Source organism: Pseudonocardia sp. 73-21, assembly GCF_001899645.1.
In the GTDB taxonomy this organism is placed as follows: Bacteria; Actinomycetota; Actinomycetes; order Mycobacteriales; family Pseudonocardiaceae; genus Pseudonocardia.
In genome coordinates this window covers 84,750-107,436 of sequence record NZ_MKVV01000016.1, presented here as the reverse complement: position 1 = coordinate 107,436, position 22,687 = coordinate 84,750, and the positions used below count along the sequence as shown (strand labels likewise).

At 69.8% G+C, this 22,687-nt stretch carries 34 protein-coding genes and 1 pseudogene (1 of these 35 running past the window's edge); 1 reads left to right on the top strand and 34 read right to left on the bottom strand.

The genetic code is table 11. The annotated features are described in order from the left end of the window. The 12 genes and pseudogenes from eccB to infA all read right to left on the bottom strand — a co-directional run. Positions 1-777: the 5' portion of a type VII secretion protein EccB gene (gene eccB / locus BGP03_RS03660; RefSeq protein ID WP_299735424.1), read on the bottom strand. Its footprint begins 633 nt before the window's first position; the window shows 777 of its 1,410 coding nt (coding positions 1-777); it begins with the start codon at positions 775-777; its stop codon lies off the left edge, out of view. A 53-nt stretch (positions 778-830) separates the two neighbouring features. Next, positions 831-1,787 carry a 2-oxoglutarate and iron-dependent oxygenase domain-containing protein gene (locus BGP03_RS03655; protein ID WP_298800092.1) on the bottom strand — a complete coding sequence of 319 codons (957 nt, stop codon included), beginning with the start codon at positions 1,785-1,787 and terminating at the stop codon, positions 831-833. Beyond that, positions 1,787-2,218, bottom strand: a complete 432-nt coding sequence (locus BGP03_RS03650; protein WP_296369805.1) for a nucleoside deaminase — start codon at positions 2,216-2,218, stop codon at positions 1,787-1,789. Before BGP03_RS03650 ends, BGP03_RS03655 begins: the two co-directional genes overlap by 1 nt. A gap of 11 nt (positions 2,219-2,229) precedes the next feature. Next, positions 2,230-3,618 carry a cytosine permease gene (locus tag BGP03_RS03645; protein ID WP_296369640.1) on the bottom strand — a complete coding sequence of 463 codons (1,389 nt, stop codon included), beginning with the start codon at positions 3,616-3,618 and terminating at the stop codon, positions 2,230-2,232. Positions 3,619-3,705: 87 nt separating this feature from the next. Further along, a complete protein-coding gene (truA, locus tag BGP03_RS03640; protein ID WP_298800034.1) occupies positions 3,706-4,665 on the bottom strand; it encodes a tRNA pseudouridine(38-40) synthase TruA in 960 nt (319 codons plus the stop codon). Between the two features lie 344 nt (positions 4,666-5,009). Then, positions 5,010-5,513, bottom strand: a pseudogene (gene rplQ, locus BGP03_RS03635) (50S ribosomal protein L17); the annotation flags it as partial. 2 nt (positions 5,514-5,515) lie between these two features. Further along, on the bottom strand, positions 5,516-6,562 hold the full coding sequence (locus tag BGP03_RS03630) for a DNA-directed RNA polymerase subunit alpha (RefSeq protein WP_296369636.1): 1,047 nt from the start codon (positions 6,560-6,562) through the stop codon (positions 5,516-5,518). Between the two features lie 93 nt (positions 6,563-6,655). After that, on the bottom strand, positions 6,656-7,261 hold the full coding sequence (rpsD, locus tag BGP03_RS03625) for a 30S ribosomal protein S4 (RefSeq protein ID WP_296369635.1): 606 nt from the start codon (positions 7,259-7,261) through the stop codon (positions 6,656-6,658). Between the two features lie 19 nt (positions 7,262-7,280). Continuing rightward, a complete protein-coding gene (gene rpsK, locus BGP03_RS03620; protein WP_296369633.1) occupies positions 7,281-7,688 on the bottom strand; it encodes a 30S ribosomal protein S11 in 408 nt (135 codons plus the stop codon). Continuing rightward, positions 7,688-8,068 carry a 30S ribosomal protein S13 gene (gene rpsM / locus BGP03_RS03615; RefSeq protein ID WP_296369631.1) on the bottom strand — a complete coding sequence of 127 codons (381 nt, stop codon included), beginning with the start codon at positions 8,066-8,068 and terminating at the stop codon, positions 7,688-7,690. Before rpsM ends, rpsK begins: the two co-directional genes overlap by 1 nt. Positions 8,069-8,246: 178 nt before the next feature. Then, positions 8,247-8,360, bottom strand: a complete 114-nt coding sequence (gene rpmJ, locus BGP03_RS03610; protein WP_018682809.1) for a 50S ribosomal protein L36 — start codon at positions 8,358-8,360, stop codon at positions 8,247-8,249. 28 nt (positions 8,361-8,388) lie between these two features. After that, on the bottom strand, positions 8,389-8,610 hold the full coding sequence (infA, locus tag BGP03_RS03605; RefSeq protein WP_028929190.1) for a translation initiation factor IF-1: 222 nt from the start codon (positions 8,608-8,610) through the stop codon (positions 8,389-8,391). Between the two features lie 228 nt (positions 8,611-8,838). Between infA and BGP03_RS03600 the strand changes: the two genes are divergently transcribed. Continuing rightward, a complete protein-coding gene (locus BGP03_RS03600) occupies positions 8,839-10,122 on the top strand; it encodes an MFS transporter (protein ID WP_296369624.1) in 1,284 nt (427 codons plus the stop codon). On the opposite strand, the gene BGP03_RS03595 is transcribed toward BGP03_RS03600, so the two are convergent. From BGP03_RS03595 to rpsS, 22 genes are all read right to left on the bottom strand, one after another. Then, complete coding sequence (locus BGP03_RS03595) at positions 10,109-11,491, bottom strand: NAD(P)(+) transhydrogenase (Re/Si-specific) subunit beta (RefSeq protein WP_296369623.1); 1,383 nt, start codon at positions 11,489-11,491, stop codon at positions 10,109-10,111. The genes BGP03_RS03600 and BGP03_RS03595 overlap by 14 nt on opposite strands. Further along, a complete protein-coding gene (locus tag BGP03_RS03590) occupies positions 11,491-11,790 on the bottom strand; it encodes an NAD(P) transhydrogenase subunit alpha (RefSeq protein ID WP_296369621.1) in 300 nt (99 codons plus the stop codon). The genes BGP03_RS03595 and BGP03_RS03590 overlap by 1 nt, the downstream gene beginning before the upstream one ends. Further along, positions 11,790-12,899: a Re/Si-specific NAD(P)(+) transhydrogenase subunit alpha gene (locus BGP03_RS03585; RefSeq protein ID WP_296369619.1), complete on the bottom strand. Its 1,110-nt coding sequence runs from the start codon at positions 12,897-12,899 to the stop codon at positions 11,790-11,792. The genes BGP03_RS03590 and BGP03_RS03585 overlap by 1 nt, the downstream gene beginning before the upstream one ends. A gap of 95 nt (positions 12,900-12,994) precedes the next feature. Further along, positions 12,995-13,792 (bottom strand): type I methionyl aminopeptidase, encoded by a 798-nt coding sequence (map, locus tag BGP03_RS03580; RefSeq protein ID WP_298800090.1) that lies wholly within the window; start codon positions 13,790-13,792, stop codon positions 12,995-12,997. Between the two features lie 37 nt (positions 13,793-13,829). After that, positions 13,830-14,378, bottom strand: coding sequence for an adenylate kinase (locus tag BGP03_RS03575; protein ID WP_296369617.1), 549 nt, complete (start codon positions 14,376-14,378; stop codon positions 13,830-13,832). A 42-nt stretch (positions 14,379-14,420) separates the two neighbouring features. Then, entirely contained in the window at positions 14,421-15,731 is a 1,311-nt protein-coding gene (gene secY / locus BGP03_RS03570; RefSeq protein ID WP_296369615.1) for a preprotein translocase subunit SecY, read from the bottom strand. 109 nt (positions 15,732-15,840) lie between these two features. Then, positions 15,841-16,293, bottom strand: coding sequence for a 50S ribosomal protein L15 (gene rplO, locus BGP03_RS03565; RefSeq protein WP_296369613.1), 453 nt, complete (start codon positions 16,291-16,293; stop codon positions 15,841-15,843). Continuing rightward, complete coding sequence (gene rpmD / locus BGP03_RS03560; protein WP_296369801.1) at positions 16,290-16,475, bottom strand: 50S ribosomal protein L30; 186 nt, start codon at positions 16,473-16,475, stop codon at positions 16,290-16,292. The genes rplO and rpmD overlap by 4 nt, the downstream gene beginning before the upstream one ends. A gap of 68 nt (positions 16,476-16,543) precedes the next feature. Next, complete coding sequence (gene rpsE, locus BGP03_RS03555; RefSeq protein WP_296369612.1) at positions 16,544-17,212, bottom strand: 30S ribosomal protein S5; 669 nt, start codon at positions 17,210-17,212, stop codon at positions 16,544-16,546. Positions 17,213-17,249: 37 nt separating this feature from the next. Then, the gene (gene rplR / locus BGP03_RS03550; RefSeq protein WP_296369610.1) at positions 17,250-17,654 is read right to left on the bottom strand and encodes a 50S ribosomal protein L18; all 405 of its coding nucleotides are present in this window, start codon (positions 17,652-17,654) and stop codon (positions 17,250-17,252) included. Beyond that, a complete protein-coding gene (gene rplF, locus BGP03_RS03545; protein WP_296369608.1) occupies positions 17,654-18,193 on the bottom strand; it encodes a 50S ribosomal protein L6 in 540 nt (179 codons plus the stop codon). Before rplF ends, rplR begins: the two co-directional genes overlap by 1 nt. Before the next feature lie 13 nt (positions 18,194-18,206). Continuing rightward, entirely contained in the window at positions 18,207-18,605 is a 399-nt protein-coding gene (gene rpsH, locus BGP03_RS03540) for a 30S ribosomal protein S8 (RefSeq protein WP_296369607.1), read from the bottom strand. Between the two features lie 73 nt (positions 18,606-18,678). Continuing rightward, the gene (locus tag BGP03_RS03535; protein ID WP_141278868.1) at positions 18,679-18,864 is read right to left on the bottom strand and encodes a type Z 30S ribosomal protein S14; all 186 of its coding nucleotides are present in this window, start codon (positions 18,862-18,864) and stop codon (positions 18,679-18,681) included. Beyond that, the gene (gene rplE, locus BGP03_RS03530; protein ID WP_298800027.1) at positions 18,864-19,433 is read right to left on the bottom strand and encodes a 50S ribosomal protein L5; all 570 of its coding nucleotides are present in this window, start codon (positions 19,431-19,433) and stop codon (positions 18,864-18,866) included. The genes BGP03_RS03535 and rplE overlap by 1 nt, the downstream gene beginning before the upstream one ends. A gap of 2 nt (positions 19,434-19,435) precedes the next feature. Then, complete coding sequence (rplX, locus tag BGP03_RS03525; protein WP_296369601.1) at positions 19,436-19,750, bottom strand: 50S ribosomal protein L24; 315 nt, start codon at positions 19,748-19,750, stop codon at positions 19,436-19,438. A gap of 2 nt (positions 19,751-19,752) precedes the next feature. Beyond that, positions 19,753-20,121 (bottom strand): 50S ribosomal protein L14, encoded by a 369-nt coding sequence (gene rplN, locus BGP03_RS03520; protein WP_296369599.1) that lies wholly within the window; start codon positions 20,119-20,121, stop codon positions 19,753-19,755. Further along, positions 20,118-20,405, bottom strand: a complete 288-nt coding sequence (gene rpsQ / locus BGP03_RS03515) for a 30S ribosomal protein S17 (protein WP_296369597.1) — start codon at positions 20,403-20,405, stop codon at positions 20,118-20,120. Before rpsQ ends, rplN begins: the two co-directional genes overlap by 4 nt. Next, on the bottom strand, positions 20,402-20,647 hold the full coding sequence (rpmC, locus tag BGP03_RS03510; RefSeq protein WP_296369595.1) for a 50S ribosomal protein L29: 246 nt from the start codon (positions 20,645-20,647) through the stop codon (positions 20,402-20,404). The genes rpsQ and rpmC overlap by 4 nt, the downstream gene beginning before the upstream one ends. Next, on the bottom strand, positions 20,647-21,066 hold the full coding sequence (gene rplP / locus BGP03_RS03505) for a 50S ribosomal protein L16 (RefSeq protein ID WP_296369594.1): 420 nt from the start codon (positions 21,064-21,066) through the stop codon (positions 20,647-20,649). Before rplP ends, rpmC begins: the two co-directional genes overlap by 1 nt. Before the next feature lie 3 nt (positions 21,067-21,069). Beyond that, the gene (rpsC, locus tag BGP03_RS03500) at positions 21,070-21,930 is read right to left on the bottom strand and encodes a 30S ribosomal protein S3 (RefSeq protein ID WP_296369593.1); all 861 of its coding nucleotides are present in this window, start codon (positions 21,928-21,930) and stop codon (positions 21,070-21,072) included. After that, complete coding sequence (rplV, locus tag BGP03_RS03495; protein ID WP_296369592.1) at positions 21,930-22,355, bottom strand: 50S ribosomal protein L22; 426 nt, start codon at positions 22,353-22,355, stop codon at positions 21,930-21,932. The genes rpsC and rplV overlap by 1 nt, the downstream gene beginning before the upstream one ends. 36 nt (positions 22,356-22,391) lie before the next feature. After that, the gene (gene rpsS, locus BGP03_RS03490; RefSeq protein WP_296369590.1) at positions 22,392-22,673 is read right to left on the bottom strand and encodes a 30S ribosomal protein S19; all 282 of its coding nucleotides are present in this window, start codon (positions 22,671-22,673) and stop codon (positions 22,392-22,394) included. Between the last annotated feature and the right edge of the window lie 14 nt (positions 22,674-22,687).

Genomic DNA, 22,687 nt, shown 5'->3' with positions numbered 1-22,687 from the left:
CCCCGCCGGTGCGGGATCCCCGCGGCCGGGCACCTGCGGCGTGGCGAGCGCGGGGCCCTCGGGCAGCAGCGACACCAGGTCGGCGCTGGCCGTGCGGGGCAGCTGGTCGGTGAGCCGGAACGCCGCGCGCAGCCGGCCGTCCCCGGCGTCGACCCGGTGCCGGGCGCCGGCCGTGACCATCCACGTGGTGTCGTCGGGGCCGGCGAGCAGCAGCCCGTCGCCGGGCGGGGCCGGCGCGCCGAGCACCGCCCCGGCGATCACGGTGGTGCCCACCACACGGCCGTCGTCGGCCACCTGGTCGCACACCGCCCAGTCGCCCGACGGGGCCGCCTCGGTGCGCACCCCGACCGCACCGGGCACCGCCGCGGTGGGCGTGCGCGGGGCGGCGTCGAGCGTGGCGTCCGGGACGAGGACGGGCGTGGCCGCGGCCGCGTCGGGGGCCCGCAGCGCGGTGAGCACGAGGCGGGCGGCGGGCAGGTTGGCCACCGGGACGAGCCGGTCGGGCCCGTGCGCCACCGCGTACATCGCCCCCGACGTGGAGCCGACCACCACGCTCCGGTCCGTCCAGTTCGGACTGGGCACCACCAGCGCGTAGACGGCCACCCCGCACAGCCCGAGCAGGCCCAGCACGATCCCCGCGAACGACGCGCGGCGCTGCGACCGGATCTGCTCGTGCAGCGGCACCGGATCGCCCCGCACCAGCGCGGCCTCCAGCCGGCGCATCCCGAACCGGTAGGCGTCAGCCTGGTCCCGGGTGACGGGCGCGCGGGTGCTCACCCAGGGAACGGTAGCCAGCGACCCCTCGTCCCCGTGGGCGTTCGGCAGAACTCCTAGCCGACGGAGATCGCGTCCAGGCGCCCGCGCAGGAACGGCGCGGAGACCACGGGCGCGAGATCGGCCCGGCGGCCGATCGGCGGCGCCAACGGGGTGACGACGGCGTCGTGGTCGAGCTCGAAGAAGAACACCAGCGACACGAGCTCCTCGTGCGGCGAGTCGGGCTGCGGAGGCAACACCCGGTGCCGTCCCGAGCGCCAGCGCCGCCCCGTCCAGTGCTCCAGCAGGTCACCGATGTTGACGGTGAATGCGGCCGGGTCGTAGGGGGCGTCGGCCCAGCCGGAGTCCGCGACGTCCACCTGCAGCCCGCCCGCACCGGGCTCCCGGTCGAGCACGGTGACCGTACCGAAGTCGGTGTGCGGCCCGATCCGGAACTGCCCGGGCGCGGGCTCACCGACCTCGGTCAGCGGCGGGTAGCGGTTGATGTTGAACGTCCACGTGGGGTGCCCGGCCAGCGCCGTCAACGAGTCCGGCGGCAGCCCGAGGGCGCCGGCACAGAGCTCGAGCAGGTCGCGTGACACCGCCGTCATCGCCCCGAGGTAGCGCTCGACGGCGGGTCGCAGCTCCGGGACCTCGTCCGGCCAGACGTTGGCCGGGAACCACACCGCGTCGACGGCCGGATCGCCGGTGGGGGTGTCCGGTCCGACCGCGAACGACTCCTTGAGGTCGGGCGGGTTGTCGCCGCCTTCCACGTTGCCGGCCCCGGTGCCGAAGGCATCGGCATTGCCGTTCGCCTCGACACCCGGCGCCAGCCACCCTCGGCCGCCGATCCGCACGGCGTAGCGCTGCTTGACCTCGACGGGCAGCGCGAAGAACCTCCGGGCGGCCGCGCGGACGTCCGCCCGCAGCACGTCGTCGACGCCGTGGCCCGTGACCAGCAGGAACCCGGCCCTCTGCAGGGCCTCGTCCACCGCCGCGGCGTCCGCGTGCCGGAGGTCCACCGTCGGGATCATCACGACGGCTCCCCGATGTCCTCGTTCCACAGTTCCGGCCGGGCGGCGATGAAGTCGGTCATCAGCCCGACGCAGCGCTCGTCGTCCAGCACCGTGACCTCGACGCCGTGCTCGGCCAGCCAGTCGTGTCCGCCGTGGAACGTGCGGGCCTCGCCGATCAGCACCGCGCCGATGGTGAACTGGCGCACCAGCCCGGAGCAGTACCAGCACGGCGACAGCGTGGTCACCATGATCGTCTTCCGGTAGTCGCGCTGGCGACCGGCGTTCCTGAACGCCGCGGTCTCGGCGTGCATCGACGGGTCGTCGTCCTGAACGCGCCGGTTGTGACCGCGCCCGAGCAGGGTGCCGTCGACGGAGAACAGGGCGGCGCCGATCGGGATCCCACCCTCCGCGAGTCCGGCACGGGCCTCGGCGACGGCGACATCGAGCATGGAATCCGGAGTCACGACCTCACCGTAAGGCGCGGGTACAGCACCGCGTAGAGCGCGGCCGACAGGGCGATCCCGACGAGGAACGCGATGTCGCCGATGTCCGGGAGCACCCGCGGCACCAGGCCCGTGAACAGCACCTGGTTGGCGAACAGCCCCACCGACACGACGATGCCGACCACCAGCGCGATCAGCCCGGCCGGGTTGCGGAACGTGCGGTCGTAGAGCGACTCGGCGGGCAGCGCGCCGCGGCGCAGGTACTGGTCGGTGAGCACGACGCCGAGCCACGGCCCGATCCAGTAGACGATCACCAGCAGGAAGTTCTCGTACCCGGCCGCGGCGTCACCCAGCGCCACCAGCGCGATGACGAAGCCGACCACGCCGAACGCGGCCGCCACCACGGCCCGGGCCCGGTCCAGCGCGATGGGGAAGCCCATGCTCAGGAACGCCATTGCCCCCGAGTAGACGTTGAGGACGTTCGCCGCCACCGCGCCCACGGCGATGGCCAGCAGGGTCAGGTTCGCGAGCAGGCCGGGCAGCACGCCGACGTAAGCGGTGGTCGGGTTGTCGGAGGTGATCCCGGCGGCGGCCGCGGCACTGACCGACGCGGCGCCGACGATCATCAGGATCGTGCAGGAGCCGAACATCCCCAGACCGGCCGCGAGCCCGGTGCGCCGCCGGGAGTTGTCGGCCGGGAGGTAGCGCGAGTAGTCGGCGGCATACGGGGTCCAGCCCGCGGTGTAGCCGAACACGGCGCCGACGGTGAGCAGGAACCCGCCCACCCCGCCGCTCCCGCCGTCGGCGGGCACGAACGAGGCGTCGGAGCGCGTCAACACGATCACCGCACCGATCAGGAAGATCACCGCGAGCACGGGGAACGCCAGGCGCTCGAACGCCTGCACCAGGTTGTGGCCGAAGAACGCGATGGCCACCTGCACCAGCACGACGATCACCAACCACACCACCGGTGAAGCCCCGGTCAATGAGCTGAGCGCGAACGAGGCGCTGACGCTGTTGACCGCGAACCACCCGAACCCGGACGTGATCGTCATCAGCCCCGACGGCAGGACGTTGCCGCGGTAGCCGAACGCGAGCCGGCCCAGCACCATCTGGGGCACCCCGGCCGACGGTCCCCGCGCCGAGAGCACCCCGTGCGCCAGCGACGCGAGCACGTTGCCGAGCAGGATCGCGGTCACGGCCTGCCCGAACGTCATCCCGAACACCGACACGGCCAGCACGCCGACGAAGATCGTGGCGAACTCCATGTTGGGCGAGGTCCACGTCCAGAACAGCTGCCGGGGGAGGGCGTGCCGGTCGGCGTCGGGCACACGCTCGTTGCCACCCGGTTCGACGGCGACGATGCGCTCGCCGTACCGCGCAGAAGAGGTCTCGGGCACGGTCACCGGCACACTCTCACCCGAGAAAGGCGGTGGGAACAACGCGCTGTCCGGTCCGGAAACAACCTCGCAACACACCGCCCACCGCGGTGGTCAAAACGCTGCGGTCGCTCCGGATGATCCTCTGACGACATCGGCGCCTTGATCAACGCCCGGGAGGGGAGCGCGCAGGCGGCGGGTCTCTGCCGCTCGCGCTTCCAGCTCCGCGTCCGTCGGGTAGTCCACCTGCACCAGGGCCAGGCCGTGGGCGGGGGCCACCGTCACCTCGCCGGCGCGTTCGCCCCGGCTGAGCAGGCCCACCGGCCAGTCCACGGTGCGCCGCGCACGGCCGACGTCCAGCAGCGCGCCGACCAGGCTGCGCACCATCGAGTGGCAGAACGCGTCGGCCGACACCTCGGCCGTGACCACGCCGTCCGCGTCGATGGTCCAGACGAGCCGCTGCAGTTCGCGGATCGTCGTGGCGCCCTCGCGGGCCTTGCAGTAGGCGGCGAAGTCGTGCTCGCCGAGCAGGCCGGCCGAGGCGGCGTTCACCGCGTCCAGGTCGAGCGGGAACGGCCAGGACACCGTGTCGTGGGCCCGCAACGGCTCGGCCCCGTAGGCCGCGGTGGCGACGCGGTAGCGGTAGTGGCGGCGCAGGGCGGAGAAGCGGGCGTCGAACGAGTCGGGCACGCGCGTGACCGCCCGGACCCGGACATCCGGGGGCAGCAGCCGCGACAGCCGTCGCACCAGCCACACCGGGTCGAGGTCGGTGGGCAGGTCGACGTGCGCCACCTGCCCGGTGGCGTGCACCCCGGCGTCGGTGCGCCCGGCCACGGTCAGCTGCACCGACCGTCGCAGGATCATGTCGAGGCTGTCGGTCACGGTCCCGCACACGGTGCGCAGCCCCGGCTGGGCGGCCCAGCCCGAGAAGTCGGTGCCGTCGTAGGCGATGTCCAGCCGGAACCGCCGCAAGTCGGGCTCTCCGTGCGCGCGGGTCGGGGTCTGCGTGCGGGTGCCCGGAACGCGACCGAGCCCGCCGTCCGGGTGGACGGCGGGCTCGGTGCGGTGGTGCATCCGGCTCAGGAGTCGCTCTTCTCCTGCTGCGACTTCGGCAGCGCGAAGCCGGCGGCCTCGGCGGCCTCGGCCGTGGCGAACCAGACCTCGGCGACCGTGTTGTCGTAGAACTGCGTGCCAGGGAGGTGGTAGAGCATCGAGTCGGCGTTGCCCTTGATCTCGAAGCCCTCCGGCGCCTCGTTCGCGTCCGCCAGCGGGGCGTGCGAGCCCTCGCCGTAGGGTGCGTCCGAGGCGGCCTCGGTCGCACCGTCGGCGGCCTCGGAGGCCGCCTCCGCCGCGTCGAGAGCCTTGTCGGCGGCCTCGCTGCCCGGGGCGACCTCGTCGGCGGCCACGGCCGCGTCGAGGGCCTTGTCGGCCGCCTCGTCAGCGGCCTCGGCCGCCTCCTCGGCTGCCGGCGGAGCGGTCGCGGTCTTCTGCGCCGACTCCTTCTGGGCAGCCGCCTTCTGCGAGGCGTCCGCCCGACGGGCCCGGTTGGCCTCGTCGGTGACGGTCTTGGTCGAGACCAGCTCGATCACGGCCATCGGGGCGTTGTCGCCCTTGCGCGGCATCGTCTTGGTGATGCGCGTGTAACCGCCCTGACGGTCGGCGAAGAACGGGCCGATGTCGGTGACGAGCGCGTGCACGACGTCCTTGTCGCGGATGACCTTGGCGATCTCGCGGATGTTGTGCAGGTCTCCGCGCTTGGCCTTGGTGATCAGCTTCTCGGCGTAGGGCCGCAGCCGGCGGGCCTTGGCCTCCGTCGTGGTGATCCGGCGGTGCTCGAACAGCTGCGTCGCGAGGTTGGCCAGGATCAGCCGCTGGTGCGCGGGCGAACCGCCGAGGCGGGGCCCCTTGGTGGGCTGAGGCATGGCTACAACTGCTCCGTTTCTGCGTAGTCCTGGCCGTCGTCGCCGAACGGCTGGTCGGGGTCGAACCCGTCGGAGCCGTACTCGGCGGCCGCGGCCGACGGGTCGAATCCGGGCGGGCTGTCCTTGAGCGCGAGCCCGAGGCCGACGAGCTTCATCTTGACCTCGTCGATCGACTTCGCACCGAAGTTGCGGATGTCGAGCAGGTCGGCCTCGCTGCGGCCCACCAGCTCACCCACGGTGTGGATGCCCTCGCGCTTGAGGCAGTTGTAGGAGCGGACCGTGAGGTCGAGCTCCTCGATCGGCATCGCGAAGGCCGCGATGGTGTCGGCCTCCTGCGGCGACGGGCCGATCTCGATGCCCTCGGCGTCGACGTTGAGCTCGCGGGCGAGCCCGAACAGCTCCACCAGGGTCTTGCCGGCCGAGGCCAACGCGTCCCGCGGGGTGATCGACGGCTTGGTCTCGACGTCGAGCACGAGCTTGTCGAAGTCCGTGCGCTGCTCGACACGGGTGGCCTCGACCTTGTAGGTCACCTTGAGGACCGGCGAGTAGATCGAGTCGACCGGGATGCGGCCGATCTCGGCGCCGGTGGCCTTGTTCTGCATGGCCGGGACGTAGCCACGACCCCGCTCGACGACGAGCTCCACCTCGAGGCGGCCCTTGTCGTTGAGCGTGGCGATGTGCAGGTCCGGGTTGTGCACGGTGACGCCCGCAGGCGGGACGATGTCACCGGCGGTGACGGGGCCGGGGCCCTGCTTGCGCAGGTACATCGTGACCGGCTCGTCCTCCTCGGAGGACACGACCAGCTCCTTGAGGTTCAGGATGATGTCGGTGACGTCCTCCTTCACCCCCGGGACGGTGGTGAACTCGTGGAGCACGCCGTCGATGCGGATGCTGGTGACCGCCGCGCCCGGGATGGACGACAGCAGGGTGCGCCGGAGCGAGTTGCCCAGCGTGTAGCCGAAGCCCGGCTCCAGCGGCTCGATGACGAAGCGGGAGCGGGTGTCGACGACCGAGTCCTCGGTCAGGGTGGGTCGCTGAGAGATCAGCATGGGAATGTGCCTCCTTCAGGCGCCGCGGCAACCACTATTTGAAGCCGCAGCAGACCCCGGGCCCTCCCTGCGGGCCCGGGGTGCGAGTGACTACTACTTGGAGTAGTACTCGACGATGAGCTGCTCGGTGACCTGCGTATCGATCTGCGCACGCTCCGGGAGCTGGTGGACCAGGATGCGCAGGTTCGACGGAACCACCTGCAGCCACGCCGGAACCGGTCGATCGCCCAGGAGCTCCTTGGCGATGATGAACGGGTCCGTGTTGATCGACTTCGGCTTGACGTCGATGATGTCGTAGCGCGACACCTGGTAGCTGGGGATGTCGACCTTCTGGCCGTTGACCAGGAAGTGGCCGTGGTTCACCAGCTGGCGGGCCATGCGGCGCGTACGGGCGAGGCCCGCGCGGTACACGACGTTGTCCAGGCGCGACTCGAGGATCTGCAGCAGGTTGTCGCCGGTCTTGCCCTCGCGACGGGCCGCTTCCTTGTAGTAGCGGCTGAACTGCTTCTCCAGCACGCCGTACGCGAAACGGGCCTTCTGCTTCTCCTGCATCTGCAGGAGGTACTCGGTCTCCTTGATCCGGATCCGGCCGTGCTGGCCGGGCGGGTAGGGACGACGCTCGAACGCCTGGTCGCCGCCGACGAGGTCGACCTTGAGCCGGCGGGACTTGCGGGTCATGGGTCCGGTGTAACGAGCCATTTCTTGTTACTCCCTTTCCCTAGACCCGACGCCGCTTGGGCGGCCGGCAGCCGTTGTGCGGCTGGGGCGTCACGTCGCTGATGGTGCCGACCTCGAGGCCGGCCGCCTGCAGCGAGCGGATGGCGGTCTCACGGCCGGAGCCGGGACCCTTGACGAACACGTCGACCTTCTTCATGCCGTGCTCGGCGGCCTTGCGGGCCGCGGACTCGGCTGCCATCTGCGCCGCGAACGGCGTGGACTTGCGCGAGCCCTTGAAGCCGACGTGACCGGCCGAGGCCCACGCGATGACCGCGCCGGTGGGGTCGGTGATCGAGACGATCGTGTTGTTGAACGTGCTCTTGATGTGCGCGTGGCCCATCGCGACGTTCTTCTTCTCCTTGCGACGGACCTTCTTCGGTCCGGCCTGGGAGCGGGTACGAGGAGGCATTACTTCTTACCAGCCTTCTTCTTGCCCGCGACGGTCTTCTTCGGGCCCTTGCGACCGCGGGCGTTGGTCTTGGTGCGCTGACCGCGCACCGGCAGGCCCCGGCGGTGCCGGATCCCCTGGTAGCAGCCGATCTCGATCTTGCGGCGGATGTCGGCCTGCACCTCGCGGCGCAGGTCACCCTCGACGCGGAGGTTGCCCTCGATGTACTCGCGGAGCGCCGTCAGATCGGCGTCGGTGAGGTCCTTCGAGCGGAGGTCGTAGTCGATCCCGGTGGCGTCCAGGATCTGCTTCGACCGGGTGCGTCCGATCCCGAAGATGTAGGTGAGCGCGATCTCCATCCGCTTGTCGCGGGGGAGGTCGACGCCGGAGAGTCGTGCCATGCGGCGGTGTACTCCTGTCGTCCTGCTGAGCCAGGTCTGATCGACGCCCGTCCCGGCGGTACCGCTTCCGGGCCCCGGCCTGGATCCGGGGGTGGTTGCGCCCGTGTGGCGCGGTAGGTGCGTCGAGTTCTTCTGTGTTGCTGCGGTCAACGAGGACCGCGACGTGCTGGGGAGCTGCTCAGCCCTGGCGCTGCTTGTGGCGCAGGTTCTCGCAGATCACCATGACCCGGCCGTGACGGCGGATCACCTTGCACTTGTCGCAGATCTTCTTGACGCTCGGGTTGACCTTCACGTCCGTCGTCCTCTGGTGTTGTGGGCGTTCACTTGTAGCGGTAGACGATGCGGCCGCGGGTGAGGTCGTACGGCGACAGCTCCACCACGACCCGGTCCTCGGGGAGGATCCGGATGTAGTGCTGCCGCATCTTGCCGCTGATGTGGGCGAGGACCCGGTGTCCGTTCTCCAGCTCCACGCGGAACATCGCGTTCGGCAGGGGCTCGACGACCCGGCCCTCGACTTCGATCGCCCCGTCCTTCTTGGCCATGTCCTCCGCGATCCGTGACAGGTGTGCGTACTGTGGTTTTCGCACGTCGCAGCCCCGGGACCGGAGATGCGGAAGGCACAACGGAACCGACGCCAGACGGCGCGCGAAACACCAGTGTACGACCGTTGCAGACCGGCCCGCACATGGGGTACAAGCCGGGCCGCCGGGAGCCGGCGAGCCGGACAATCCACGCGCAGAGTGTCGTACCTCCTCGCTACCGTCGACGCCGTGCCGACGAACCTGCCCCGGGCGCTGCGCCCGTTCCGCCACCGCGAGTACCGGCTGCTGGTGGCGTCGATGGGGGTGTCGCTGTTCGCCAGCGGCATGTGGCTGGTGGCGCTGGTCTGGCAGGTCATCGAGCTCGGGGGCGGGCCGAGCGAGCTGTCCGTGGTGGCCACCCCCACCAGCGTCGGCATGCTGCTCAGCGTCCTGGTCGGGGGTGTGGCGGCCGACCGGCTGCCGCGCCGCGCGCTGCTCATCGTGGTCGAGTCGGTGCGTATCGCAGGTGCGGCCACGGTCGGGGCGCTGGCCGTGGCCGGGGCGCTGCAGCTGTGGCACCTGGCGGTGGTCACGTTCGCGCTGGGCGCGGCCGAGGCGTTCTTCTACCCGGCCTACACCGCGCTGCTGCCCACCATCCTGCCGCCCGACGAGCTGCTCGCAGCCAACGGCGTCGAGGGTGCGCTACGGCCCGCCGCGATGCAGGCGCTCGGGCCCGCGCTGGCCGGGCTGGTGGTAGGTGCGTTCGCCCCGGGTGTCGCCCTGCTCGGGGCCGCCGCGCTCTATGTGGTGGCCCTGCTCGCACTGCTGGCCATGCGCACGCTGCCCGTCCCCGCGGCGACCGGGGGCCGGTCGGTGTCCCACGACCTGCGGGAGGGCTTCGCCTACCTCTTCCGCACCGGGTGGCTGTTCGCCACCCTCGCGTTCGCGATCCTGGCCGTCCTCCTGCTGATCGGCCCCCTGGAGGTGCTGCTGCCGTTCGCGGTGCGTGACCGGACGGGCAGCGGGGCCAGCGGCTTCGCGCTGGTGCTCGGGGCCTTCGGGGTCGGCGGAGCCCTCGGGTCGGTGGCCACGTCGTCGATGCGGATGCCGCGGCGCTATCTCACGGTGATGCTGCTGCTGTGGGGGGCCGGCGCCCTGCCGATGGCGGCCATCGGGATCACCGACCAGCTGTGGGTGATGGCGGTCGCCGGGTTCGTCGTCGGCTTCACCGGCTCCGCGGCCACGGTCATCTGGGGCACGCTGCTGCAGCGCCGCGTGCCACCGCACATGCTCGGCCGGGTCTCGAGCCTCGACTTCTTCGTCTCGCTCGCCCTGATGCCGGTGTCGATGGCCGTCGCGGGGCCGGTCGGCGAGTGGATCGGCATCCCGCTCACGTTCGTGCTGGCCGGGCTGGTCCCCACGTTCCTCGCCGTGGCCGCGATCCTCGCCTGGCGGTTGCCGGCCGACGAGATCGCCCACCCCCTCCGCGACACGGTGGAGGTGGGCGAGCCCGCCAGGGCTACAGGGCCTTGAGCTCCTCGGTCACCTCGGACACCGACTTCTTGGCGTCACCGAAGAGCATCGAGGTGTTCTCCGCGTAGAACAGCGGGTTGTCGATGCCGGCGAACCCACTGCTCATCGAGCGCTTCAACACGATCACCGAGCGGCTCTGGTCCACGTTGAGGATCGGCATGCCGAAGATCGGGCTCGACGAGTCCGAGCGCGCCGCCGGGTTGGTGACGTCGTTGGCCCCGATCACCAGCGTGACGTCGGTGCGGGAGAACTCGTCGTTGATGTCGTCCATCTCCTTGAGGGCGTCGTAGGAGACGTCGGCCTCGGCGAGCAGGACGTTCATGTGCCCGGGCATGCGGCCGGCCACCGGGTGGATGGCGTACTTGACCTCCACGCCCTTGGCCTCCAGCAGCTTCGCCATGTCCTTGACGGCGTGCTGGGCCTGGGCCACGGCCATGCCGTACCCGGGCACCACGATCACCTGCGACGCGTACGCCATCTGGATGGCGGCGTCGGCGGCGCTGGTGGAGGTGACGGTGCGGTCGACGCCGTCGTCGGCGCCGGGCACCAGGGTGGTGCCGCCGAACCCGCCCGCGACGATCGCCGGGATGGTGCGGTTCATCGCCACGGCCATCTGGTTGGTCAGGATCGAGCCCGACGCCCCGACGATCATGCCCGCCACGATCATCGCGGTGTTGTCGAGGGCGATGCCCGCCGCCGCGGCCGACAGACCGGTGAGGGCGTTGAGCAGCGAGATCACGACCGGCATGTCGGCCCCACCGATCGGCAGCACCACCAGCATGCCCAGCACGGCGGCGAGCACGAGCAGGCCGATCACCCACAGCTGCGACGCACCGCCGAGACCGGCGAACACCGCGCACACGATCGCCGCCACCAGCAGCAGGAGGTTCACGGCCTGCTGGGCCTTCCCGAGACCGATCGGGCGGCTGGGCAGGATCTCCTGGAGCTTGCCGAAGGCGATCAGCGAGCCCCAGAACGACACCGAGCCGATGATCGCGCCGAACAGCGATGCGACGATCACGTAGGTGGCCTCCGTCGCGAACCCGCCGGAGGTCCGGAACTCCGACCACGCGATCAGCGCCACCGCGCCACCGCCGACGCCGTTGAACAGCGCCACCATCTGCGGGATCGCGGTCATCTTCACCTGACGCGCCGACGGCACGCCGAGCGCGGCGCCGACGATCAGGCCTACGACGATCAGCACCCAGTTGTGGCGCACCTGCAGCAGCGTCGCGATCACCGCGATGGTCATGCCGACGGCGGCGATCTTGTTGCCGCGCACTGCCGTCTTCGGGCCGGTCAGACCCATCAGGCCGTAGATGAACAGACCGAACGCGATGATGTAGAGGATCGGGACCAGGGTTTCCACTACTTGTCCTTCCGATCCTTGAACATCCCGAGCATCCGGTCGGTCACGAGGAACCCGCCGATGACGTTGATCATGCCGAACGCGATGGCGATCACCAGGATGATCTGGTCGACCACCGACGGGTTCTCGAGGCTCCCCAGCACGATCAGGCCGCCGAGCAGCACGATGCCGTGGATGGCGTTCGTGCCCGACATCAGCGGCGTGTGCAGCGTGTTGGGCACCTTCGAGATCACCGCGAAGCCGACGAAGCCGGCCAGCACCAGGATCGCGATGTTCGCGAGCAGACTTCCGGATTCCATTACGCACTCACCTCTCGGGTGACGCAGGACTTCGCCAGTACCTCGTCGGAGAAGTCGGGCGCCAGTGCGCCGTCGGAGTCGAGCATCAGCTCCAGCAGCGCGGAGACGTTGCGGGAGTAGAGCTCCGAGGCGTGCTCGGGCATCGTCGCCGGCAGGTTGAGCGGCGACGCGATCGTCACGTCGTGCTTGACGACGATCTCGCCGGGCTCGGTGAGCTCGCAGTTGCCGCCGCTCTCCCCCGCCATGTCGACGACGACGCTGCCGGCCCGCATGCCCTCCACGGCCTTCGCCGTGACCAGGGTCGGGGCCTTGCGCCCCGGGACGTTCGCTGTGGTGATCACGACGTCGAAGTTCGTGATCGCCTCCTCGAGCCGCTTCTGCTGCTCGGCCCGCTCGTCGTCGGTGAGCTCACGGGCGTACCCGCCCTCGCCGACGGCCTCGATGCCCAGGTCGAGCCAGGTGGCACCGAGCGAACGCACCTGGTCGGCCACCTCGGGCCGCACGTCGTAACCGGTGGTCCGGGCACCGAGGCGCTTGGCCGTGGCCAGCGCCTGCAGGCCCGCGACGCCGACGCCGAGGATCAGTGCCTGCGCGGGCTTCACCGTGCCGGCGGCGGTGGTCAGCATCGGGAAGAACCGGGTGGATCGCTCGGCCGCGAGCAGCACCGCCTTGTACCCGGCGACACCCGCCTGCGACGACAGCGCGTCCATCGACTGCGCGCGGGAGATGCGCGGGATCGACTCCATCGCGAACGCCTGCACCCCCGCCTCACGCAGCGCGGCGATCGTCCCCGGCGCCGTCAGCGGGGCGAGGAAGCCGATGTAGGTGGAACCGCGCTGCAGCTTCGCGATCTCCTCGGGGGTCGGCAGCGCGACCTTTACCACGACGTCCGCCGACCACGGGTCGCCGATGGTGGCGCCGGCCGCGGTGTACAGCTCGTCGGGGATCAGGGCGCCGAGACCCGCACCGGACTCGACGACCACGGCCACACCGCGCGTCCGGAGCTTCTCGACGATCTTCGGGACCAGGGCGACCCGGCGCTCGCCGGCCACCGACTCGCGGGGTACCCCCACCGTCGTGGTCCGCGGCGCCGCGGGATCTGCACTCATGGGCCGCAACCTAACCCAGGCGGCGTGTGATCACGCCCACCGTGTGATCAGTGTTGACCCCTTCGGGCGGCTCGACCGATTCAGCCGGGAGCTTCTCAGCCCGCCGGCAGGGTGAGGATCTGCGGGCCGTCCTCGGTGATGGCCACCGTGTGCTCCCAGTGCACGGCGCGGGCGCCGTCCGCCGTGACCACGGTCCAGCCGTCGGCCAGCTCCAGGGTCTCGGGGTCGCCCGCCGTCAGCATCGGCTCCACGGCGAGTGCCATGCCGGGCCGCAGGCGCGGGCCCTGGCCGGGAGCGCCGTGGTTGGGCAGGAACGGATCCATGTGCATGGACGTGCCGATGCCGTGGCCGCCGTACTCCTCGACGATGCCGTAGGCCACGCCGTCCCGCTCCGCCGCCTGCTCGCACGCCACCTGCACCGCGTGCGAGATGTCGGAGAGCCGGCCGCCGGGCGCCGCGGCGGCGATGCCGGCGTGCAGGGCGGCCTCGCAGGCCGCGGAGAGTGCGAGGTCCGCCGGCGACACGGCTCCGACGTGGATCGTGACCGCCGCGTCGCCGTGCCAGCCCTCGAGGACGGCGCCGCAGTCGACCGAGACTATGTCGCCGTCGGCCAGCACCTGGGTGGGCGACGGGATGCCGTGCACGATCTGCTCGTTGACCGACGAGCAGATCGAGGCAGGGAAGCCGTGGTAGCCCAGGAACGACGGGACGGCGCCGGCCGCGCGGATGGTCTGCTCGGCCAGCGCGTCGAGCTCGGCGGTACTGACGCCGGGCTTCGCGAGCTCGGTGACGGCGACGAGGGTGCGGGCCACCAGCGCTCCGGCGGCCCGCATGGCCTCCAGCTCGGCCGGGGACTTCAGCTCGATGTCCCGGCCCCGCCAGCGTGCCACCAGTCCACGCACCCCGCCTCGTGTCGTCGTCACCGGACGGTCACAGCCCGCGCAGGGCTTCGATCACCCGGGCGGTGATGTCCTCGACCGACCCGACCGCGTCGACCGTGATGAGCTTCTCGCTGTAGTACTCGAGCAGCGGCGCCGTCTCGTCGCGGTACACCTGCTGCCGGTTGCGGATGACGTCCTCGGTGTCGTCGGAACGCCCACGGCCGAGCAGTCGCTGGACGAGCTGCTCCTCGGGCACCTGGAACTCCACGACGGCGTCGAGGATCTCGCCGCGCTCGTCGAGGATCTCCGAGAAGGAGTCGGCCTGGCTCAGCGTGCGTGGGAAGCCGTCGAGCAGGAAGCCCTTCGCGGCGTCGTCGTGCGTGAGCCGGTCGCGCACCATCGCGACCGTGACCGCATCGGGCACCAGGTTGCCGGCGTCCATGTACTTCTTGGCCTCGAGACCGAGCTCGGTCTCCTGCCCCAGGTTGGCCCGGAACAGGTCACCGGTGGAGATGTGCGGTACGTCGAGACGCTCGGCGAGCCGTTCGGCCTGAGTACCTTTGCCCGCACCGGGCGGACCAACAAGAACGAGACGCACGCGAACCCTCCAGAACTCGAACTCCGACGTTCACCTGCGACGTTAGCGCAGGAACCCGTCGTATCGACGCTGCATGAGCTGGCTCTCGATCTGCTTGACCGTGTCCAGTCCCACACCGACCATGATCAGCACCGCCGTACCGCCGAACGGGAAGTTCTGGTTCTGGCCACTGCCGGTGATGCCCAGGAAGAAGTTGGGCAGCACCGCGATGATGCCGAGATAGAGCGAACCGGGCAGCGTGATGCGGGAGAGCACGAAGTTCAGGTACTCCGCGGTGGGCCGGCCCGGCCGGATGCCGGGGATGAACCCGCCGAACTTCTTCATCTCGTCGGCGCGCTCGTCGGGGTTGAACGTGATGCCGACGTAGAAGTACGTGAAGAAGATGATCAGTGCCATGTACAGCACGATGTGGACCCAGCTGGACTGGTCGACCAGATAGGTCTGCACGAACTGGTAGAAGCCACCCGTGGTGCCGGTGAGCTGCGAGAGCAGCTGCGGCAGGTACAGCAGCGACGAACCGAAGATCACCGGGATGACGCCGGCCTGGTTGACCTTGAGCGGCAGGTACGTGGACGTGCCGCCGTACATGCGCCGCCCGACCATGCGCTTGGCGTACTGCACCGGGATGCGGCGCTGCCCCTGCTCGACGAACACGACGCTCGCGATGATGGCCAGGCCGAAGAAGCAGACACCGGTGAAGACCAGCCCACCCGCGCTGTTGAGGATCTGGGTGCCCTCGGCGGGGATCCGCGCCGCGATCGACGAGAAGATGATCAGCGACATGCCGTTGCCGATGCCCCGCTCGGTGATCTGCTCGCCCAGCCACATGATCACCGCGGTGCCGGCCGTCATGACGATGACGATCACGGAGAGGGAGAAGATGCTGTCCGGGCTCTGCAGCACCGGCAGCGAGCAGCCCTGGAACAGCTGGCCGCGGGCGGCGAGGGCCACGATGCCGGTGGACTGCAGGACCGCGAGCGCGATGGTGAGGTACCGGGTGTACTGGGTCAGCTTGTTCTGACCCGACTGCCCTTCCTTCTTCAGCTGCTCGAACCGCGGGATGACGACGGTGAGCAGCTGGATGATGATGCTGGCCGTGATGTACGGCATGATCCCGAGCGCGAACATCGACAGCTGCAGGAGCGCGCCGCCCGAGAACAGGTTGATCAGCGAGTAGACGTTGCCGCTGGACCCGCCCTCGACCTGCTGGATGCACTGCTGGACGTTCGGGTACGAGACACCCGGCGACGGGATCGTGGCGCCGAGACGGTAGACCGCGATCACGCCGAGCGTGAAGAGGATCTTCTTCCGGAGATCCGGCGTCGTCAGTGCCGACCGGAATGCGCTGAGCACTGGGGTGACCCCTCCTGTAGTGGCAGGAACGACTCTAACAGCGGCCGAAGTGGCCCCCACGGCACGGACCGGCAGCGATGACGCTGCCGGTCCGCACCGAACGGGTCTCTTACAGCTCGGTGATCGTCCCACCGGCGGCCGTGATCTTGTCACGGGCGCTGCCGGAGAACGCGTGGGCGCTGATCGTCAGCGCCACACCGTCGACGTCGCCGTTGCCCAGCACCTTGACGGGCTGGTTGCGCCGGACGACGCCGGCGGCGACGAGCTCCTCGGGACCGATCTCACCACCGGAGGGGAACAGCTGGGCGAGGTCGCCCACGTTCACCACCTGGTACTCGACGCGGAACCGGTTCTTGAAGCCCTTGAGCTTGGGCAGCCGCATGTGCAGCGGCATCTGACCGCCCTCGAAGCCCACGGGCACGCCCTTGCGGGCCTTCGTGCCCTTGGTACCGCGACCGGCGGTCTTGCCCTTGCTGCCCTCACCACGACCGACGCGGGTGCGCGCGGTCTTGGATCCGGGGGCCGGACGCAGGTGGTGGATCTTGATAGTCGGCTCGCTCATGACGCGCCCACCTCCTCCACCGCCACCAGGTGGCGCACGGTGTGGATCATGCCACGGATCTGCGGGGTGTCCTCCCGCTCGACCGTCTGGCGGATCTTGCGCAGACCCAGCGACTTCAGGGTCGCCCGCTGGTTCTCCTTGCAGCCGATGCTGCTGCGAACCTGCGTGACGACCAGCGTGATGTCACTGGTCGGCGTGGACTGGGCCTTCGGGTCCACGGGGGCCTTCGGCGCCTTGTTCTTCGTCGCCATCACGACCTCGCGCTCTGCGCCGCGGCCGCACGGGCCCGCAGCATCGCGGCCGGAGCCACGTCCTCGAGCGGCAGGCCACGGCGGGCCGCGACCTCCTCGGGACGCTGGATCATCTTCAACGCGGCGATCGTGGCGTGCACGACGTTGATCGCGTTGTCGGAGCCCAGGCTCTTCGAGAGGATGTCGTGGATGCCGGCGCACTCCAGCACGGCGCGCACCGGACCACCGGCGATGACACCGGTACCCGGGCTGGCCGGACGGAGCATGACGACGCCGGCTGCGGCCTCGCCCTGCACCCGGTGGACGATCGTGCCGCCGATGCGGGGGACGCGGAAGAAGTTCTTCTTCGCCTCCTCCACACCCTTGGCGATCGCCGCGGGCACCTCCTTGGCCTTGCCGTAGCCGACACCCACGAGGCCGTCGCCGTCACCGACGATCATCAGGGCGGTGAAGCTGAAGCGACGACCACCCTTGACGACCTTGGCGACGCGGTTGATCGTGACCAGCCGCTCGATGTAGGGCGTCTTGTCCTGGGCGCCGCCGCGGCCGCCACCGTCGCGGCGGTCGCGACCGCCGCCCGAGCTGTTGCGATCGCCGCCGGGCCCGCTGTTGGGCCCTCCGGACCCCGTGTTGGGCCCTCCGCCGTCGCGCCGTGCACGTCCCGGCATCAGAGGTTCCCTTCCGTCTTGATCATGTAAGTCAGCATCAGAACTCCAGACCACCCTCGCGGGCGGCGTCGGCGAGCGCGGCGATCCGGCCGTGGTAGCCGTAGCCACCGTGGTCGAACACGACCGCGGAGACGCCGGCGGCCTTGGCGCGGTCGGCGACGAGCTTGCCGACCTGGGTGGCGCGGGCCTTCTTGTCGCCGTCCAGCGCGCGGACGTCGGCCTCCAGCGTGGAGGCCGATGCCAGCGTGTGGCCGGACAGGTCGTCGATGAGCTGCACGACGATGTGGCGCGAGCTGCGCTTCACCGCGAGGCGCGGCCGCTCGGCGGTACCACTGATCTTCTTGCGCAGGCGCGCGTGCCGCCGGGTGACACCCGTGCGGCGCTTCGCCGACACCTGGGAGGCGGCACGCTTCTTGGCGGCCGCGGAAATCGTCTCGGCCATTACTTACCCGTCTTCCCGACCTTGCGGCGGATGACCTCGCCGGCGTAGCGGACGCCCTTGCCCTTGTACGGGTCGGGCTTGCGCAGCTTCCGGATCTTGGCCGAGATCTCGCCGACCCTCTGCTTGTCGATGCCCGACACGGAGAACCGCGTGGGGGACTCGACCTTGAACGTGATGCCCTCGGGCGCCTCGATGACGACCGGATGGCTGTAGCCGAGCGCGAACTCGAGCGAGCTGCCCTTGAGCACGACGCGGTAACCGACGCCGTAGATCTCGAGCTTCTTCTCGTAGCCCGCCGTGACGCCGACGAACAGGTTGTTCACCAGCGTGCGCGAGAGACCGTGGTAGGCCTTGCTCTTCCGCTCGTCGTCCGGGCGGTTGACCACGACGGCACCGGTGTCGTCGCGCTCGATCGTGATCGGCTCGATCACGGTGTGCGACAGGGTGCCCTTGGGTCCCTTGACGGTCACGGTGCGGCCGTCGATCTGCACGTCGACGCCGGACGGAACGGTGATGGGCAGTTTCCCGATTCGGGACATGGTGGTTATCCCCTCACCAGACGTAGGCGAGGACTTCGCCGCCCACGCCGTTCTTGTGCGCCTGTCGCTCGGTCTGGAGACCGTCGGACGTCGAGATGATCGCGACGCCGAGGCCACCCAGGACCCGGGGCAGGTTGGTGGACTTCGCGTAGACCCGCAGGCCGGGCTTGGAGACCCGGCGCAGGCCCGCGATGGAGCGCTCGCGGTTGCGCCCGTACTTCAGCTCGATGACCAGGGCCTTGCCGACCTCGGCGTCCTCGACTGCGTGCGAGGCGATGTAACCCTCCTTCAGGAGGATCTCCGCGATGGCGACCTTGAGCTTGGAGTGCGGCATGACCACGCGGTCGTGGTACGCCGAGTTGGCGTTGCGCAGACGCGTGAGCATGTCTGCGATCGGATCGGTCATCGTCATAAGGACGTCACTACTTTCCCGCCTGGTTCCCGCAGGGCGCGCCCCGGGGCCTGTGACGTTAAGGGGGGTGGTGTTACCAGCTGCTCTTGCTGACGCCCGGCAGCTCGCCGGCGTGCGCCATCTCGCGGACGCAGATCCGGCAGAGGCCGAACTTGCGCAGGACCGCACGGGGGCGGCCGCACTTCTGGCAGCGGGTGTAGCCGCGGACCTTGAACTTCGGAACGGCCGCAGCCTTGATCCGGAGCGCCTTCTTCGCCATTACTGTCCAGCCTCCTTGAAGGGGAAGCCGAGCTGGCGCAGCAGCGCCCGGCCTTCGTCATCGGTCGTGGCGGTGGTGACGACCGTGATGTCCATGCCGCGCGGACGGTCGATCGAGTCGGGGTCGATCTCGTGGAACATCGACTGCTCGTTGAGACCGAACGTGTAGTTGCCCCGACCGTCGAACTGCGTCGACGAGAGGCCACGGAAGTCGCGGATACGCGGCAGGGCGATGGTCAGCAGCCGGTCCAGGAACTCCCACATCCGGTCGTTGCGGAGGGTGACCTTCGCGCCGATCGGCATGCCCTCACGCAGCTTGAACTGCGCGATGGACTTGGTGGCCCGGCGGACCTGCGGCTTCTGGCCGGTGATCGTGGCCAGATCGCGGACCGCGCCGTCGATCAGCTTCGCGTCACGGGCGGCGTCGCCGACACCCATGTTCACGACGACCTTCACGACGCCGGGGATCTGCATGACGTTGCCGTAGGAGAACTGCTCCTGCAGCGCGGTCCTGATCTCGTCCTGGTAGCGCTGCTTGAGCCGGGGGGTGATCTTCTCAGTGGTGGTCATGATCAGATCTCCTTCCCGTTGCGCTTGGAGACGCGGACGCGCTTGCCCTCGTCGGTGGTGTTCTTGCCGACGCGGGTGGGCTTGCCGTCGGAGTCGACGACCATCACGTTCGAGACGTGGATGGCCGCCTCCTGCGTGACGATGCCGCCGGACTGCGCGCCGCGCTGGTTCTGGCTGATGCGGGTGTGCTTCTTGATCCGGTTCACGCCCTCGACCAGGACCCGGTCCCGCGTCGGGTAGGCCTCGATGACCTTGCCCTTGGCGCCCTTGTCCTTGCCGGCGATCACCTGGACGGTGTCACCCTTCTTGACCTTCATGCTCACAACACCTCCGGCGCGAGGGAGATGATCTTCATGAACTTCTTGTCGCGGAGCTCGCGACCGACCGGTCCGAAGATGCGGGTCCCTCGCGGCTCGCCATCCGGCTTGATCAGCACGGCGGCGTTCTCGTCGAACCGGATGTACGAGCCATCCGGGCGGCGCCGCTCCTTGACGGTGCGCACGATGACGGCCTTGACGACGTCACCGCGCTTCACCCCGGCGGCGGGGATGGCGTCCTTGACGGTGGCGACGATGACGTCACCGATACCGGCGTAGCGCCGACCCGAACCGCCCAGCACCCGGATGCACAGGATCTCCTTGGCACCGGTGTTGTCGGCGACACGCAGTCGCGACTCCTGCTGGATCACTTCGCCTTCTCCAGGATCTCCACGAGCCGCCAGCGCTTGGTGGCCGACAGCGGGCGGGTCTCCATCAGCCGGACGCGGTCACCGATGCCGGCCGCGCTGGCCTCATCGTGCGCCTTGATCTTCGTCGTCCGGCGGATGACCTTGCCGTACATCGGGTGCTTGACCCGGTCCTCGACGACCACGACGATCGTCTTCTCCATCTTGTCGGAGACGACCAGGCCCTCGCGGACCTTGCGCTCCCCGCGCGCCACCTCGGTGGGCGGCGTCTTGCTCGTGTTGCTCATGCCGCACCTTCATCGTTGTCGATCGGGGCGGCAGAAAGGCCCAGCTCGCGCTCGCGCATGATCGTGTAGATCCGCGCGATGTCGTGCCGGACGACACGCAGCCGCCGGTTGTTGTCCAGCTGCCCGGTGGCCATCTGGAAGCGGAGGTTGAACAGCTCCTCCTTGGCCTCCCGCACGCGGAGCGTCAGTTCCTCGTCGGTGAGCTCACGGAGCTCAGCGGCGGTGGTCGTCGACGCGGCCATCAGATGTCACCACCCTCACGGGTCACGATCCGGCACTTCATGGGCAGCTTGTGCATCGCGCGGCGCAGGGCCTCACGAGCGATCTTCTCGTCGGGGTAGCTCATCTCGAACAGCACCCGACCGGGCTTGACGTTGGCCGCCCAGAACTCGACGGATCCCTTACCGGAACCCATGCGCGTCTCCGCCGGCTTCTTGGTGAGCGGGCGGTCCGGGAAGATGTTGATCCAGACCTTGCCGCCACGCTTGATGTGCCGGTTGATGGCGATACGCGACGACTCGATCTGCCGGTTCGTGACGTAGGCGGGCTCGAGGGCCTGGATGCCGTAGTCGCCGAACGTGACGCGCGTGCCGCCCGAGGCCGCACCGGTGCGGTGCGGACGGTGCTGCTTGCGGTGCTTGACCCTGCGGGGGATCAGCATGACCTACGCCTCCCCACCGGTGGTCTCGACGGGAGCACTCTCGGCGGGGGCCGGAGCCTCCGCCGTGGCCGTGGCGGTACCGCCACCGGACGCCTGCTCGGCGGCGGCGCGGCCGGCCTCGGTGCTCGTGCCCGTGGTGCCCGAGGCACCCGAGCGACGACGCGCCGGACGCTCGCGGCGGGGGCCGCGGTCGGCACCGGGAGCCGCAGCGGCAGCTGCTGCGCCCTCACGCCGGCCACCGACGACATCACCCTTGTAGATCCACACCTTGACGCCGATCCGACCGAACGTGGTGCGGGCCTCGAACAGGCCGTAGTCGATGTCGGCCCGCAGCGTGTGCAGCGGGACGCGACCCTCACGATAGAACTCCGACCGCGACATCTCCGCGCCGCCAAGACGCCCGGAGCACTGCACCCGGATGCCCTTGACCTGCGGCGAACGCATGGCCGACTGGATGGCCTTGCGCATCGCGCGGCGGAACGCCACGCGGTTGGACAGCTGCTCGGCGACACCCTGTGCCACGAGCTGCGCGTCCGACTCGGAGTTCTTGACCTCGAGGATGTTGAGCTGGACCTGCTTCTTGGTCAGCTTCTCGAGGTTGCCGCGGATGCGGTCGGCCTCGGCGCCGCGCCGGCCGATCACGATGCCCGGACGCGCGGTGTGGATGTCCACCCGCACGCGATCCCGGGTGCGCTCGATCTCGACCTTGGAGATGCCGGCCCGCTCCATGCCCTTGGAGAGCATCTTGCGGATCTCGACGTCTTCCTTCACGTACTCGGCGTACTGCTTGTCGGCGTACCAGCGCGACTTCCAGTCGGTGGTGATACCGAGCCGGAAACCGTGCGGGTTGATCTTCTGACCCATTACCGGGCCCTCCCCTTCGCACCGCGTGCGCCGCGTCCAACCTTGGCGGGCTGCGACTCGACCTCGACGGTGATGTGGCTCGTGCGCTTGCGGATCCGGTACGCGCGGCCCTGGGCCCGCGGACGGATGCGCTTGAGCGTGGGCCCCTCGTCGGCGGTGGCCAGAGCCACCACGAGCGTGTCGCGATCCAGCTGGAGGTTGTTCTCGGCGTTCGCCGCGGCACTCGCGACGACCTTGAACAGCGGCTCCGCCGCGGCCTGCGGCGAGAACCGCAGGATGTCCAGAGCCTCCTGGACGGGCCGACCCTTGATCAGGGCGACGACACGTCGCACCTTGGTCGGCGACATGTGGACGTACCGCGCCACCGCGCGCGCTCGAATCGGCTCGAGCGCGGCGGGGCTCTCGGTGGTGGTTGTTTCAGCCATTTCCTACTACCCCTTTCTTGTCGCTACTCGGTCCGGTCAGCGCCTGCGCGCTTTGCGGTCATCCTTGATGTGGCCCCGGAAGGTCCGCGTGGGTGCGAACTCCCCCAGCTTGTGGCCGACCATCGAGTCCGAGATGAACACCGGCACGTGCTTGCGGCCGTCGTGCACCGCGATCGTGTGGCCGATCATGTCCGGGATGATGGTGGACCGACGGGACCAGGTCCGGATGACGGTCTTCTTGTCGGCCGCGTTGAGGACGTCCACCTTCTTGAGCAGGTGGTCGTCAACGAACGGGCCCTTCTTCAGGCTGCGTGGCATCTTTACCTCCCTGC

Coding starts and splice junctions, on each gene's coding strand:
- BGP03_RS03655 (WP_298800092.1), bottom strand. CDS start 1,787: ATGATCCCGACGGTGGACCTCCGGCACGCGGACGCCGCGGCGGTGGAC.
- BGP03_RS03650 (WP_296369805.1), bottom strand. CDS start 2,218: ATGCTCGATGTCGCCGTCGCCGAGGCCCGTGCCGGACTCGCGGAGGGT.
- truA (WP_298800034.1), bottom strand. CDS start 4,665: ATGCACCACCGCACCGAGCCCGCCGTCCACCCGGACGGCGGGCTCGGT.
- BGP03_RS03630 (WP_296369636.1), bottom strand. CDS start 6,562: ATGCTGATCTCTCAGCGACCCACCCTGACCGAGGACTCGGTCGTCGAC.
- rpsD (WP_296369635.1), bottom strand. CDS start 7,261: ATGGCTCGTTACACCGGACCCATGACCCGCAAGTCCCGCCGGCTCAAG.
- rpsK (WP_296369633.1), bottom strand. CDS start 7,688: ATGCCTCCTCGTACCCGCTCCCAGGCCGGACCGAAGAAGGTCCGTCGC.
- rpsM (WP_296369631.1), bottom strand. CDS start 8,068: ATGGCACGACTCTCCGGCGTCGACCTCCCCCGCGACAAGCGGATGGAG.
- infA (WP_028929190.1), bottom strand. CDS start 8,610: ATGGCCAAGAAGGACGGGGCGATCGAAGTCGAGGGCCGGGTCGTCGAG.
- BGP03_RS03590 (WP_296369621.1), bottom strand. CDS start 11,790: ATGGAATCCGGAAGTCTGCTCGCGAACATCGCGATCCTGGTGCTGGCC.
- BGP03_RS03585 (WP_296369619.1), bottom strand. CDS start 12,899: ATGAGTGCAGATCCCGCGGCGCCGCGGACCACGACGGTGGGGGTACCC.
- rplO (WP_296369613.1), bottom strand. CDS start 16,293: ATGAGCGAGCCGACTATCAAGATCCACCACCTGCGTCCGGCCCCCGGA.
- rpsE (WP_296369612.1), bottom strand. CDS start 17,212: ATGCCGGGACGTGCACGGCGCGACGGCGGAGGGCCCAACACGGGGTCC.
- rplR (WP_296369610.1), bottom strand. CDS start 17,654: ATGGCCGAGACGATTTCCGCGGCCGCCAAGAAGCGTGCCGCCTCCCAG.
- rplF (WP_296369608.1), bottom strand. CDS start 18,193: ATGTCCCGAATCGGGAAACTGCCCATCACCGTTCCGTCCGGCGTCGAC.
- rpsH (WP_296369607.1), bottom strand. CDS start 18,605: ATGACGATGACCGATCCGATCGCAGACATGCTCACGCGTCTGCGCAAC.
- BGP03_RS03535 (WP_141278868.1), bottom strand. CDS start 18,864: ATGGCGAAGAAGGCGCTCCGGATCAAGGCTGCGGCCGTTCCGAAGTTC.
- rplE (WP_298800027.1), bottom strand. CDS start 19,433: ATGACCACCACTGAGAAGATCACCCCCCGGCTCAAGCAGCGCTACCAG.
- rplX (WP_296369601.1), bottom strand. CDS start 19,750: ATGAAGGTCAAGAAGGGTGACACCGTCCAGGTGATCGCCGGCAAGGAC.
- rpsQ (WP_296369597.1), bottom strand. CDS start 20,405: ATGAGCAACACGAGCAAGACGCCGCCCACCGAGGTGGCGCGCGGGGAG.
- rpmC (WP_296369595.1), bottom strand. CDS start 20,647: ATGGCCGCGTCGACGACCACCGCCGCTGAGCTCCGTGAGCTCACCGAC.
- rplP (WP_296369594.1), bottom strand. CDS start 21,066: ATGCTGATCCCCCGCAGGGTCAAGCACCGCAAGCAGCACCGTCCGCAC.
- rpsC (WP_296369593.1), bottom strand. CDS start 21,930: ATGGGTCAGAAGATCAACCCGCACGGTTTCCGGCTCGGTATCACCACC.
- rplV (WP_296369592.1), bottom strand. CDS start 22,355: ATGGCTGAAACAACCACCACCGAGAGCCCCGCCGCGCTCGAGCCGATT.
- rpsS (WP_296369590.1), bottom strand. CDS start 22,673: ATGCCACGCAGCCTGAAGAAGGGCCCGTTCGTTGACGACCACCTGCTC.